General features: G+C 41.6%; 16 protein-coding genes. 4 read left to right on the top strand and 12 right to left on the bottom strand.

Going from position 1 to position 13,790, the window contains the following annotated elements:
• On the bottom strand, window positions 1-741 hold a 741-nt coding region (locus HF974_06475; GenBank protein ID MBC2697979.1), incomplete at its 3' end, for a DUF1673 family protein.
• The gene (locus HF974_06470; GenBank protein ID MBC2697978.1) at window positions 738-1,184 is read right to left on the bottom strand and encodes a hypothetical protein; all 447 of its coding nucleotides are present in this window, start codon (window positions 1,182-1,184) and stop codon (window positions 738-740) included. The genes HF974_06470 and HF974_06475, both read right to left, overlap by 4 nt.
• A gap of 83 nt (window positions 1,185-1,267) precedes the next feature.
• Here HF974_06470 and HF974_06465 point away from each other — a divergent pair, with 83 nt between their 5' ends.
• From HF974_06465 to ribB, 3 genes are all read left to right on the top strand, one after another.
• Window positions 1,268-1,891, top strand: a complete 624-nt coding sequence (locus HF974_06465; protein MBC2697977.1) for a protein clustered with O-phosphoseryl-tRNA(Cys) synthetase — start codon at window positions 1,268-1,270, stop codon at window positions 1,889-1,891.
• 202 nt (window positions 1,892-2,093) lie between these two features.
• On the top strand, window positions 2,094-2,780 hold the full coding sequence (locus tag HF974_06460; protein ID MBC2697976.1) for a DUF120 domain-containing protein: 687 nt from the start codon (window positions 2,094-2,096) through the stop codon (window positions 2,778-2,780).
• A 16-nt stretch (window positions 2,781-2,796) separates the two neighbouring features.
• A complete protein-coding gene (gene ribB / locus HF974_06455) occupies window positions 2,797-3,510 on the top strand; it encodes a 3,4-dihydroxy-2-butanone-4-phosphate synthase (GenBank protein ID MBC2697975.1) in 714 nt (237 codons plus the stop codon).
• 101 nt (window positions 3,511-3,611) lie between these two features.
• On the opposite strand, the gene HF974_06450 is transcribed toward ribB, so the two are convergent.
• From HF974_06450 to HF974_06420, 7 genes are all read right to left on the bottom strand, one after another.
• Window positions 3,612-3,995 (bottom strand): ArsR family transcriptional regulator, encoded by a 384-nt coding sequence (locus HF974_06450; GenBank protein ID MBC2697974.1) that lies wholly within the window; start codon window positions 3,993-3,995, stop codon window positions 3,612-3,614.
• A 278-nt stretch (window positions 3,996-4,273) separates the two neighbouring features.
• Window positions 4,274-4,792, bottom strand: coding sequence for an ATP-binding protein (locus HF974_06445; GenBank protein MBC2697973.1), 519 nt, complete (start codon window positions 4,790-4,792; stop codon window positions 4,274-4,276).
• Window positions 4,793-5,084: 292 nt separating this feature from the next.
• Window positions 5,085-5,981: a UbiA family prenyltransferase gene (locus tag HF974_06440; protein ID MBC2697972.1), complete on the bottom strand. Its 897-nt coding sequence runs from the start codon at window positions 5,979-5,981 to the stop codon at window positions 5,085-5,087.
• Window positions 5,950-6,726: a winged helix-turn-helix domain-containing protein gene (locus HF974_06435; GenBank protein MBC2697971.1), complete on the bottom strand. Its 777-nt coding sequence runs from the start codon at window positions 6,724-6,726 to the stop codon at window positions 5,950-5,952. Before HF974_06435 ends, HF974_06440 begins: the two co-directional genes overlap by 32 nt.
• Before the next feature lie 252 nt (window positions 6,727-6,978).
• The gene (locus HF974_06430) at window positions 6,979-7,308 is read right to left on the bottom strand and encodes a transposase (GenBank protein ID MBC2697970.1); all 330 of its coding nucleotides are present in this window, start codon (window positions 7,306-7,308) and stop codon (window positions 6,979-6,981) included.
• Between the two features lie 242 nt (window positions 7,309-7,550).
• Window positions 7,551-8,384 carry a sugar phosphate isomerase/epimerase gene (locus HF974_06425; GenBank protein MBC2697969.1) on the bottom strand — a complete coding sequence of 278 codons (834 nt, stop codon included), beginning with the start codon at window positions 8,382-8,384 and terminating at the stop codon, window positions 7,551-7,553.
• 1 nt (window position 8,385) lies between these two features.
• On the bottom strand, window positions 8,386-10,215 hold the full coding sequence (locus HF974_06420) for a tRNA-guanine transglycosylase (protein ID MBC2697968.1): 1,830 nt from the start codon (window positions 10,213-10,215) through the stop codon (window positions 8,386-8,388).
• Window positions 10,216-10,301: 86 nt separating this feature from the next.
• On the opposite strand from HF974_06420, the gene HF974_06415 reads away from it, so the two are divergent.
• Complete coding sequence (locus tag HF974_06415; protein MBC2697967.1) at window positions 10,302-11,003, top strand: fibrillarin-like rRNA/tRNA 2'-O-methyltransferase; 702 nt, start codon at window positions 10,302-10,304, stop codon at window positions 11,001-11,003.
• Window positions 11,004-11,124: 121 nt separating this feature from the next.
• On the opposite strand, the gene HF974_06410 is transcribed toward HF974_06415, so the two are convergent.
• From HF974_06410 to mer, 3 genes are read right to left on the bottom strand one after another with little or no spacing between them, the layout of a single operon-like run.
• Window positions 11,125-11,649 (bottom strand): nicotinamide-nucleotide adenylyltransferase, encoded by a 525-nt coding sequence (locus HF974_06410; protein ID MBC2697966.1) that lies wholly within the window; start codon window positions 11,647-11,649, stop codon window positions 11,125-11,127.
• Complete coding sequence (locus HF974_06405; GenBank protein ID MBC2697965.1) at window positions 11,622-12,761, bottom strand: F420H2 dehydrogenase; 1,140 nt, start codon at window positions 12,759-12,761, stop codon at window positions 11,622-11,624. Before HF974_06405 ends, HF974_06410 begins: the two co-directional genes overlap by 28 nt.
• On the bottom strand, window positions 12,762-13,745 hold the full coding sequence (gene mer, locus HF974_06400) for a 5,10-methylenetetrahydromethanopterin reductase (GenBank protein ID MBC2697964.1): 984 nt from the start codon (window positions 13,743-13,745) through the stop codon (window positions 12,762-12,764).
• Between the last annotated feature and the right edge of the window lie 45 nt (window positions 13,746-13,790).

Genomic DNA, 13,790 nt, shown 5'->3' with positions numbered 1-13,790 from the left:
CTTCAACTCCTGCGGGTCATCGACATAAACGTAAAGGGATACTTCATTTTTCAGTTTTGCAGTTATTTTGAGTGCACTACGATAAGGTGTTGTCTTTTTACCCATGAAATATATCGATACATATATTGACATAATTCCAATATACACGAAAACAATAGAGATGGTATCCAATAATGAATAATTGCCAGCAAAGTAACGAGATGATACATTTATAATTTTATTCATAAAGAATGCAGACATTATTATCACCATGAGAGGAAATATCCACCGAAACAAATGGTTGTAGTTCTTTACAACTTCAGTTTTCAGGATACTGTCTTTTGGAATTATGATAGACTTTTGAAATGGTCTATTTACTATTATCGAACCTGCGGTAAGCTCTGCATTTCTTCTGTAGGAACAATATATCATTAAAAATGATATGCTAAAAGAAGCCATAGAAAAAATGATATAAACTATATTTCTAAATATTGGGAGAAAAAAAGCTATTATAAAAAATATTGCCATAACAATTAATAACAGAATACCAGTAATAATAACAATACTCGCTATGTTGATATCTTGATAATCAATAATTAGTTTCTCTCCAGAAGTTACACCTTTTGCAGCATGAGAATCCTTTTGGTAAAATTTGTCATCATACAGTTCATGTTTTTCTCTTCTGGCATCTGCAAAATCAAAACCTTTTTGTGGGCACCACCCCATCATTTTCCGCATAGTTTCTGCTATATTCAGTGTCATGCCAATCCCCTCAACTTCCCGAACAGTTCATCAGCAAGTTTAGTAGGGTCATCCGTCTTCTCAAGCTTGATCTTCATCTCATCTGCCAGGTCCCACAGCAACTCGATGCACTGCGTATACCTGCTGCATGCGCCGCAGTCCCCTTCGTGCTCGTACCACACCTGCACCCCATGTTTTGCTGACACGAATATGATGCCATTGGCATCAAGCGGTATCGAGTGCCCGAACAGGATACCTCGCTCAGAATTTATGCTCTCCACCTCTATCTGGTTTGCCTGTGCCATCTCAAGCAGTGTATCCTCAATACGTTTATCCATGCTGATGAGCGCCCTGGATACCGCTTGCCTTGAGATATTGAACGAGCGTGCAATATTGATATTGGGAAGCCCGTCTCGCCGGAGTTTCCAGAACTTGAACTGTTTTTCATCTATTGGCAGGAACATAGGTCAATATATGCATGTTGACTATTTAAGGGTTGCTGAATGAAGTACTCATTATATACAACATGAATCCGAATTGAATACCAATGTCAACAGAGAACATCACAGCATTAATGGATAGCGGTTTTCCGGTAGGGGTCAGATTCACCCTAACCGGCCCCGAATCCCGAACAGACAAACTTTTCTGCGAACTTGTCCAGCAGGCCCGCCAGGGCGAAACCATCTCATTCTCAGTACAGGGCTGTCCTGTGGGTGCCTATGTGCTGGGCAGGGATGCGCCCCAGCCTGACGAATATTATTTTACTTCAGGCAGGTACATAAACAAAGTAGCAGCCGCCCAGGCAGCCGGTTCACTGCCACGCCTGGATACACGATACAACTTTGTGGAATTATTCCCGGTAAAGCAAGACAAAGTCGATTTTGATATACTGCTGCTGTTCCTCAATCCTGCCAGAGCCATGCGGCTGGTACAGGCCATGTCCTACCATAACGGCCAGCCCCTGGTGTTCAGTAACAGTGGTACGGCTTCCGTGTGCGGGGAATGCACGGTTACACCGTTCAATACCAAACGCCTGTGCCTTTCCATTGGCTGCAAAGGTTCGCGAAAGCACAGCAGGTATACAGAAGATGAAATGATAGCAGGCATCCCACACATACTGGTCAATGACATCAATGAGGGGCTTGCTTTTATTCCAGATATATTTGATTGAAAACCAGAGACTTTTTTTTATTTCCTGGAACGGTTTATAACCACAGAGTGCACAGAGAACACGGAGAAAACAATAACGCTCTGTGTTCTCTGTGCTCTCTGTGGTTGATCTTCTTTGCCATGATCCAGTTATCACACTTAACCAGAATAATTAAAAAGTCTCGGAAATTATTCCATAACCTTTAAGATTGTGCACACCATATTTGATATGCATCTCAAAAATGGCGAGTACAATGGAAGATATATCAGCATTAAAAAAACTGGCACTTATGGGTGGACTTGATGGAATTACCAGGATATCATCATCTGAATTTGCACACCACATTTTTTCCAGTACCCAAACTGCATCCAGGCGGCTGCAGTCCCTTGAACAGGCAGGATATATTACGCGTGAAGTCAGGCCTGCGGGCCAGCACATCAAGATAACCAGTGCCGGGCGGCAGGTGTTGGAAGCAGAGTACCTGGAATACCGCCAGATATTCACACCCGGTTCAACACCGATCGAACTGACAGGTCATGTCATCACAGGTCTGGGTGAGGGGCAGTATTACACTACCATTAAAGGATATCATGACCAGTTCGTCAACCTGCTGGGATTCGAACCCTATCCGGGAACCCTGAATATAAAACTGGAACAAGAAAGCATAGTATGCCGGACCCTGTTGAACATGAAGGACAAGATAACCATAGAGGGATTCACCAGCAAAAACCGCACCTTCGGAGGGGGGCGCTGTTTCCCTGTTTCCCTGGGCAACGGCACCAAAGGGGCCATAATGATACCGGACAGGACACATTACCCTGACGATACCATTGAGATAATATCAACAGAGAACCTGAGAGAACACCTTGGATTGAAGGATGGCAGCAAAATCACAGTAATAGTAGAATAAGTTGAAGTGATACATAATGAACAATTTGGATAATAATCAAGTACACAGGGCGGCAGAGGCGCTTAAGAACGGGGAGATGATATTACTCTTTGATTCAGATAACCGTGAGGGTGAGACCGATTTCGTTATACCTGCCAACAGGGTTACACCTTCTCATGTCTATAATATGCGAAAGGATGGAGGAGGTTTGATCTGTGTGGCCATACATCCCCTGGCTGCAGGTAAACTTGGACTTCCCTTTTATGCAGATATTCTACGCAATTCAGACTTGAATGGAGATGGAAAGATACTTCGAAAAATGGTAGAAAAGGACGGGGACATACCATATGACTCCAAGTCTTCCTTTTCATTATGGGTGAACCACAGGGACACATTTACTGGCATCACTGATAAGGACCGTTCATTGACCATAAGCCGTATTGGGGAATTCGTTAATAAGGCCATGAATGGTATGAATGTTGACCTGTCATCCGAATTCAGGTCACCTGGTCATGTATCTTTGTTGAGGGCTGCAGATGGCCTAGTCAACAAGCGTGCCGGGCAGACAGAACTGTCAGTGGTCCTTGCAGAATTTGCCGGTATTATCCCTGCCATGGCCATATGTGAAATGCTTGATGAAACGAACGGTCTGGCACTGTCCAAAGAGGGCGCTATGAAGTATGCTGATGAACACGGGCTCGTATTTATTGAAGGAAAAGATGTGATACAAGAATTCAATAACATTAACTAAACCAGGAATCATAACCCCAGCTATTGTTATTTTGGTTAATGTTATATTATAAAATTCAGCTATCCATTGTTATATTTCATCTTCACTTTGATGTGATGAAATCATTTTTTGGACATATTCATTAGTTTCAGTTTCTGGATATTTTCCAGCATAGTCTTGGATTCCATCACTTTCTGTTTCCCCAGATGATCTATGATGGTATTTATATTTTTATCCAGCTGATATAACTTAAAAGGTCTGCCTTTTCCAGGTTTTTTCACTTCTTTGACAATCACCCATTTGAGACCATGAAGTTCACGCATTGCAGTACTGACTTCAGGTTGTCTTAGGTCGGATGCAATTTCGATATCTCGTGAGGTTACCTTCTCGCCGTTTCTAAGAAATGTAAGCGTTTTAGCGACATTCCTTTTTAACCCCAAACCTATGAGCGTGTCAGCAAATTCGTCATCGGCTATATCAAAAACTTTGACAGACTGATTTTTCATTTTATTCCTCCTCCGAAGTTTAATTAAATTAATATAAAATAAAACTTTCTATATTAAAACATAATTATTGCTTAATAATGATTATTTTGCCTTGAAATAATATTTCAGGAAATTGTTGTTTTAGTCCGTAATTTTCACATACTAAAGCTTGATTCATTTTATATTTTCGTCTTTTGTCAACGGCGGTGTAAAAATCCCCAATTGTAGCGGTTTAAAAATACACCACCAATATATATATTATTATCCTTCGCGTTTCCTCCAAACTTCCAAAACAATCTCTACTTTTGCATAGTCGTCAAACCATGCTTCCTACGTTCCTCAAGCCTGTAACTTTCACCCTTAATATTGACAGTCGTGCAATGGTGCAATATCCTATCCGGAATCGCCGCAGCAATAACACGGTCGTGGAATACCTCTCCCAATTCACCATACGACTTATTTGAAGTAAAAATCATAGAACTCTTCTCATACCTTCTTGAAACCAGCTGAAAAAAACAATGAGCACCTTCACTATCAAACGGTAGATACCCCATCTCATCAATGATCAGCACATCATACTTTGCCAAAAACTTCAGCTTATTTTCCAGTATCCCTTTCAGATTTGCACTTTTCAATCCCTCAACAAGGGCACCTGCATTAACAAAATACACCTTAAAACCAGCAGTCACAGCCTCAATTCCCATAGCAATTGCAAGATGTGACTTTCCCACACCCGGTGGTCCCAGAAAAACCAGATTTTCTGCATTATGAGCAAATCTTAAAGAAAAATAATCTACCGTTTTGCACTCCAAACCCAAAGGTTAGTGTTCAAAACATCACTAAAGGAGTTATTATTCGACTTCGTATGACGAGATTAGTATTTTTAGCTGTTTTTTCAAGGAATTCTTTAGAAAAATGGTATTGAGCTTTTTTTCTATTAATTTTGGTTTTTTTAATTGATTTCTCTTTTTAGACATTCAGAACCCCTCCGAATGAAGAAGATATCTGCGTAAATATATTAAAATTTTTACAAATAACTCTTGACCAATAATAGGGATATTGAGATTTATCAAAAACATAAGCAGTAAGCCTTTCAAACTCCTTAACCGATCACGTATGAAAAAACAGTGAAGCAACGATTGCTATCATGATAAATTCCCCCTCCACAAGTAAGTCTAACGATTTGCCTATTTTTTTTCCTTTCCGGGTAAAATGCAGGATTTGCCAATATCCATATGCAATTGAAAAGATCAAAATAAAAAGATATCTATAAAAAAATGTATAGGATAATATAAGCCAGATAATGAATGTTGAGTTCAAGAGGATTAAAAGGTTTTTTGTTTTATTTATTCCTAGAAATACCGGTAATGTTATAACATTATTTAGCCTATCGGCTTCAATATCACGGATATCGAAAAGAACGGTATAAATAAAAAACTTTATAAAAGAAAAATAGAAAATTGCAGAGATTGTGATAAAATCACTGGAATGAACGATTACCGGAATAAAAGTTCCGACCACAGCCCAAGCTAAGGCAACTGATATACTTTTTATGCAAAATATATCTTTCAATCTAAAATTTGCTATTTTTATGCTATAAACAAATCCTACACAGAAAGGAAAGAAAATTATAAAAATAGCAAAAAGAGAATGTAAAAGCGATATATAGAGAGCAGCAAAGGAAGATATTATCACCATAAAAATTATATAATGCCAATTTTTTGTAGTAAATTCTACTCTATCCAACATATTTATCGAATCTTCTTTTATATCTGTTAATTTATTGATACTGTACACAGCAAACGTAATAAAAAAGGAAGCAAGAACTAAATCAAACTCAACACTTATTCCGTAAAGCAAGAACGAAACAAGGGGCAATGAAAAACCAGTCATTGCAATGAATAAGGAACTCACCGTTAAGAAAGAAAAAATTTTGTCAAAAAAGGAAATCAAGATATTTTGAGGATTTTCGCCTTTAAAAAAGCACTCGTTCTGATAATCTGGCATAATGATCAAAAAATTCATTTCCCCAGGCAATTGCTTCTTTGCTGTAGCTTATCAGGTCGTTGCTGTAATCATATGTCCCATCCAGACGAAATAATCCTAACGATAGAAAATAATCAGTAACTGAAATAGCAGCTTTCAAATTTATATTCATTACGGACAAATTAAAATTTGAGTTGCTTCCAATGTTCATTTGATTTAAAATTGTTTTATCTATTTTCGCAATCACATCTTTAGATAATATAAGGTGCACATCAATCATTTCAGTTGCAAGTTCTTTATATAAGGATTCAAAATCTGGGATATAGATGGAAGAGACTCCACGAATTTCTTTTGCATTTTTCAATAAGTTGACATAATTTGTATGTGCTTTAAAAATTTCGGTGTCGGTATCTTTGATAAGCTTAGAATCTTTTAACCATCCGATCTTTTCAATCAAATGTTCAGGAATTCCGCTCAGGTCATGCTCAAGCCAGAATTCTTTATGTTTTTCCAAAACCTCTGCTAGATCGTTAAAATCCAGCAGTTTTACAGCTATGACCCTGCCGATATTTGTGAGAGAATAATTTTTATCATTATCTTGAAAAGTAATGTTGTACTTTTCAAGTTCTTTTAAAGCATGTATAGCTGTCGTGGAGTTTATTTTCAAATCATCCCGCAAATGACCCAGCGGTTTTTTACCATAATACAATCTGATGATGATTTTTTTTCTCAGATCAGAGCAGACAGCAAGGCGTTGAATATTCATTTTTAATTCATCTACATTTCACTTTGACTAGTATATTGCATAATTGCAATAATCATATTTATAATTATCAATTAAGTTTAATAATATTTATATACTATTATTCTTATACTACAAAATGTTAATATTGCTTAATTTAAGCAATATTTCATGTTATAGCAATGATTGGTAAGTTTTAGTAGAATAATACGAATACTCATTTGATCTGCGGAAAGTGAGAAGAACAGTTTTTTCCCCAAACCTATCTCGAAAATCTCATAGTACACTGTGATTATAAGATCTGTCTTCTATTGGGATTCCAATGAACCATTTTGTTATGATGTCAAATCTGGCAAAATGTTCCATTTGTCTGTCAGAAAAATCATTGAGATATTGAACAATTGCTGAAAAGAACATCCTTTCAGGGGTGTTTTTTACTGGTCCACCTTTATTAGGTGAATAGAGATCGCTGCATGCTTCGTTCATGAAGGAAAAATCTATTTTTTGATTTATCCAGTAAAAAATTGTGTCTTCTGGTATGAGATTTTTGTAGACAGTTAGACTATGAATGAAGGTAGTTTGTATGTCTTTTGGTATTGAAAACATATTATTACACTCATATCATAAATTTTAAGTGATAAATATGTTCAGATGATATAAATGCTTCCAAATCTATCGATTTTTAAGAAAAAGTTCGCTGAAGCTGGCGTTTATTTGTTGTGCATAATATCTGAAATTATGTCCAACTAGAAATTTAGAAAGTAGACAGTATGTTAAATTATTATAAGTTTGGGACTTTTCCGACAATCTCTTCAGGATAATATTTTAGGATAACAATTATTTACATATTATTTTATATTTATGTCCTGAATAAAATATTCTTTTTCTTTTATTAATATAGATATCTTATCAAACTTTGACATGTCCTGGTTAATCAGCTTATCGTCAATCTCAATGGTCAGGTCATTATCATAGCCACTTTTTTGGAGCCTGCCAAGTATTTCACTGATCCCGGGATTCCTGGCCATATGTCCAGGGTAATGTGGAGTACCGTTTTGCACACCGCCCACATGTACATTCACGATCCTGCTGCCAAGTTCACTTATAAAATCCAGGGCATTATCAAGACCTGTTTGAAGAGCATGGGCTACGTCAAATGTCATCATAAGATCAGGATACTTTGCCAGCACATCTCCCATAAGGGACGGTTCGTAACACATGTTCTGTAACCTGGGCGAGAGATTCTCAAGAGCAAGGACAACGCCCATCTCACGGGCGTATCCGGTACAAACAGTGAGATAGTCAAAAAACTTCTTCATGTCTTCCGGGGTTGGCTGCCGGTGTACGGTCCTGTTACCGGGGTGTATGGTCAGCACACGAGCATCCAGCTTTGAGGACAGGTCTATGGCCCAAAATGTCTCTTTGATGGTAGCTTTTCGTACATGCTCATTATACGATGACGGATTCAGGTCAAGGATAGGAGCATGAACAGTGCAGTGTCCAAAAAAGGTGGATATTACATCATCCAGGTGCTCCACAACTTTTGCTTCATGGCGGTGCTGCCAGAATTCAGGTGTTTCTGCCCAGAACTCAATATTCTCTATTCCTGCCTGGCCCAGTATCTCTGCTATCTCATCAATACCATAGTCCCACAGGAACAACGACGAACATGATATTTCCATATTAGATCTCCATAACCTTCCTCAGATCGACCGCAATGCCCCTGGTAGATCGTACCATCTCGGCACCGCCCATCATTGCCCTGCCCACACCCAGCACCCGCTCACTTACTACTATCACCTGGTCGGACGGCCGGATGTTCATATTTGCATCCACCACACCAGGTGCCAGCAGGTTGCCGCCGGGCACAAAATCATCTATGCTGACCTGGTAAGTGCCAAGTTCAAGAAGCCTCATGGCACCTTCAATTGTTGGGATAAGTGTACCTGTCCTTGGATTAAGGCTGGCCAGCTGCTTTTTATCATAATATACCTGGTATTTCGGGAACGGTGCTTTGATAGAAGCACCATCAGGGACTAAAAGCCATCCTGCACCTCTGCCAAACTGGTAATCTGCAATTCCCCTCAACATGTTCTTTGCAATCTCAGTGGTCTTACGAAGTGAATACTCCTCATCCCGGACAATACCAGATACAGTAGACCTTAATGTTCCCAGTGACCGGGTAGACGTAACGCTGCCCTGGGCTGTGTATGTGATATCAAGACCCAGCGTTTCGGCAGCACTCTGGCAAATATCCCTGTAGGCACCATCCACATGGGCGATTATATGTGAATACTTATTGTTTTTTAGGTAATCCACAAGGCACCCTGTCACCCAGGAACGTTCTTCAAGGTCCCAGTGTCCTGTCACAGGTATATCGTAATGGGCGGCAGGATATACCAGTTCCAGTTCCCGCGGTACTATACCCAGTGGCGATGTGATTATCACTTCGTTCAATGCCCGCCTGTTCCTCCCGGTGGCACGGTTGAACATCTGGTGACTGTTGGATATGGAATAAGGCTTACGGGCAGAGCAGGGAAGCAGTAGCAGTATATTTGCGGCAGGTGCCTGGTATTGTGAGCGTACCCTATCAGCAAACCGCTTTACTTCTACCCTGTTCAGAGATTCAGAAGTATTTGCGTACATGGTAACACTTCGGTATGTCGGCGTATGCTGTTCAAGGTACACATGTTCCTGGTCCATGAGCCGGAGCAGTGCAGTGAGCCAGGGACTACTACGGCATTTTCCTTCCACATATTCCCTGAGATTACCGCCCCTGATACGCTGGACAGCGATCTGTTTTTCCTCTACCAGCCTGTTCACATTATGCCCGGACACCAGTTTACCCCGCTCTTGTGCGCTCATTTCCTGCAGGTCTTCCACACTGGTATTAGTGCATACACTACATGAACAGGGCAGTACTGGCAGGTCTGATAGCCTGTACTCACCATCGGGCATCATGTAGATACCACCATATGCTTTGATCGTGGGAAGTATGTCATCGACAACATCAATGCCCAGGTAGATCAACAGGCAAAGGTTCTCAGGGGTTGCCAGTGCAGGAGCATACAATGCTGTATCAGGAGGAGTATTGTTCTTGATATGAATTACAGTGTCCAGCAACATCCTGGGATCATTTTCCATCTGTTTTGCCGCACCTATGACATACATATCTGCATGTAGGATATCATGGCAGGCCGGGTGTACTAATTGGCCTGTTGCACCATCCCGTTTTTCCCAATGATATCGTTCATGTTTTGCAGAGTCATAGATCTCTTTTACCATTTCAGGTCTGGCATGCAGGGGCATTGGTTTACCTGGCAGGATGACAAGTTTGCCAGGATCCACTTCCTCAGGTGATAATATATTCCGGGCCCACAGGCTGCCTGCGAAAACAATGGGGCTGTCCTTTTCAGAATGCAGGATTAAGGGTGTGGGATAACGGTCGTCCAGCAGCAACTTACCCAATCGTGCGGCTGCATCCCTTCTTGTTACTTCAAAGTATTTTGTCATTACAATTCCGGTGCAGTATATGTGCTTTAACATTAAAAAGTATATTTAGAAAATCTTATTGGCTAATAGCTATTTCCTTAATACGGATGCCTGCAAAACTCGTAAATACACATATACCGGGACATATACCGACACATATACCCAATGTCTGCTCTATAGATGAAGGGGAAAATACCAGGCTAGTCACCAAGAACCTGGTACCAGACATACAGGTATATGGTGAGAAACTGATAACGGTCGATGGGATAGAATACAGGTTATGGTCACACCACCGCAGTAAGCTGGCCGGTATGATAGAAAAGGGGATGAACTTAGCGTTAAAGGAGGATTCCAGGGTCCTTTATCTTGGCGCGGCATCTGGAACTACTGCCAGCCATGTTTCTGATATCGTAACGAAGGGGCGCGTCTTTGCGGTTGAGTTCTCACCAAGGATCATGCGCGATCTTATTGATGTATGCAGCCAGCGAAGTAACATGGTCCCGGTCTTTGCAGATGCCGGGCAGCCTGGGTCGTACAAGGCTATTGTAGGTTCGGTAGATGTGATATACCAGGATGTGGCCCAGCCCAACCAGGCTGAGATCGCATTGGTCAATGCCAGGGAGTTCCTTAAGCCACGTGGATACCTTGTAATGGTTATCAAGGCCCGGAGCGTAGATAGTACTGTAAACCCGAAAATAGTGTATGAGCAGGAATTGGATAAACTTGGTAAAGAGTTCAATTTACTTGATAAGAAAGTACTCAGACCATATCATCCTGACCATCTGGCAGTTATTGCACAAAGAACCTGACTTTTTTCAAATAAATCTATCAAAATCCACCAGATTGTAAAGAAAACGTACATGAAATTCTTCGAATGACATGCTCAAAAAATGAAAGAACCCAAGGGTACTTTCATGCTAAATAGTAAGTTCATTCCTCGGCATTATCCCCACCGGATATGATCTTCAATCTCTTTACTCCGCCTATCTCACTGATAACCATTGCAGTAGAAATCGGCACCAGTGATTGCCACTCCTCACCATGTAGCATCCTACGGCGTATCTCAGTGCCCGAATATCTCTCCCGCTTGAATAGTGGTGACTGCCTGACCTCAAATCCTGCTTCCTCGAATAGCCGTATCACTAACGGGTTGTTTGAATACACCACCTTGAAAGGAGGTGTCATAGAAATAACATGGGACACCCAGACTGAATTGCGCTGGATATCCTCAATAGGTATTATGTAGTGTTTAACACCCAAGGTCTCCAGTGCTTCGGTCATCAGCAGCACCCGCTCACCTGCCGTGAACAGATCATCGGGCTCATGGCTTGCCTGTGCGCTTCCGATGCCGATTATGATTTCATCTACCTCTTGTGCTATCGACTCAAGCACGTTCTGGTGTCCCAGGTGGTATGGTTGGAACCGTCCTATGTAGAATGCTCTTCTGGAGTCCATTCTCCGCCAGCCCAGACTACCTCATTGAACTTTTCATAGTCCCATGCATTATTCTTGTGTTTTTGGGCTGCAAGTTTCACGACGATATCCATAAAGATGGGTTTGTCGTGGTATTCTATTCCCTTGACTTTATCCAGGTATTCCTTGCCTATATTATTGCGGATAAAGATGGTACTCCATCCATCCGGGCTGCCAATACTACCTACACTGATATCGGCATAATAGGACGTGTAATCCATACAGTGATGGCAGGGTTTTCGGGCCAGATGAGCAATTTCCTTAATCGGGACCAACGCTTTATCGTCAGCGGTCTCTGCTACGAACTTGCCTTTTGCAAAGTCAAGTTTCTTTACAGTTTTCCGATCCAGACCCATAATGTTGGGTATGATATTCTCTCCCATATCATCATAGGTAAAGCTCTCCATACATATCAAGCCAATAACCAGCTTGATCTTATCTGTAAGGTTCTCCCGAAGCAGTGAAGCTGCATGTGCCTGACAGGGAGTGCCAACCACAGCGATCTTTTCATAGTTCTTAAGTACTTCACGCAGACTGGATAATACAGGTTCATAGGTATATTTGGTACCGGCTGCACTTGCCACCTGTTCGGCACTGGTCAGCACCACTACCTCGGTCTCCCAATCTTCATTCCGTGAAACACTAAGGGCAGCATCGATCTCACCCTGTTCAAAGAGTGATTTCAGGATACCGGTAACAGCTCCACCATCCTGGCCGTGTATGGAACTCTTGCCAATCCGCTGGTCGATGACATTATCTAATTCATCATCACCAGGGAAGCCATCAAGGATTGGACAGATACGCTGACAGGCCAGACAGTTCTGGCAGGCCAGACATGTGTCACAGTCCACATAACATTGCCTGTTGGCACAATAATTGTCTTCCCTGCTGATCTCACTGAAGAGTTTGACCACAGTAGGTTCATCTACGGTAGGAGTGAACTTATCATAGTTCGCTTCATCGTACAACTGTACCTTGGCTGCCTGCATAGGGCAGATGGCTTCGCATCCGCCGCATGCAGTACACAGTGAATTTTTTATTACCTGGTATATCTTCGGGAACCCCATTTGTGGTGCGGGGATCTCAGCGCTCACCTACTTGCCTCCGATTATTTCCTTACCGAAGAGTTTGATCGATTTCTCCTTATTCGGACCGATTGGTGAACCGCATACGATCTGGGTCACACCGATCTTCTGGAGATTGGCAACTTTCTCAGCGCATGTTTCAGGTGTTCCGCAGATGCTGAATGAATCCATCATAGTGTCTGTCACTAAACCGCCCATCAGTGCACCAAAGTCTCCTTTTGCAATAGCTGCACCAATTTCTCCTTTTGCTGCAACATCAATACCATGGCGTTCAAGCACAGTATCAGGTGAACCTGAAACAATGAATGCAACCACGATCTTAGCTGCACCAACGGCCTTTTCTGCATTCTTGTCAATGGAGAAGCATGCATATGCGCCTACATCTACTTCTTTTGGATCCCTGCCTACCTTCTTGGCACCGGCTTCTATTGCTTTGATAGCAATTTCGAAGTCCTTGGGATGAGAAGCGTTGATCAGCACACCGTCTGCTACTTCACCTGCAAGTTCCAGCATCTTCGGACCCTGTGCACCCAGGTAAATAGGGATGTTGCCTGCCTTGAAAGCCATCTTGGCACCTTTGATCTTGACCCTCTCGCCGTCGATATTTACCTTTTTGCCTGAAAAGAAATCCCTGAGAGCCTGGACTGATTCTCTAGATGTCTTTAACGGCTTTTCCCATGCAATGCCCATTGCATCAAATGTGGCCAGGTCGCCGGGACCGATTCCCATTATAGCCCTGCCACCGGAAATATCATTTATCGCAGCAATACTGGATGCTGTCATTGCAATATTTCTTGTGTACGGGTTGGTTACTCCCGTTCCCAGTTTAATCTTGTTGGTACTCAAGGCCAGTACAGCCAGGGTAGTATAAACATCCCTGTTGTTGTAATGGTCTGTAATCCACACATTGTCAAATCCCTGATCTTCTGCTAACTTCGTATATTCAGCCAACTTCAGAACGGGGTCACTTGGTACAAATTCTATTCCATACATGTATGTCCCTCCATTAATAGTAAAAGTATTGATTCATTAATAACT

The organism is ANME-2 cluster archaeon (genome assembly GCA_014237145.1).
GTDB lineage: Archaea > Halobacteriota > Methanosarcinia > Methanosarcinales > Methanocomedenaceae > Methanocomedens_A.
The sequence above is the reverse complement of the archived record's forward strand: the minus strand, read 5'-3'. Positions and strand labels throughout refer to the sequence as shown.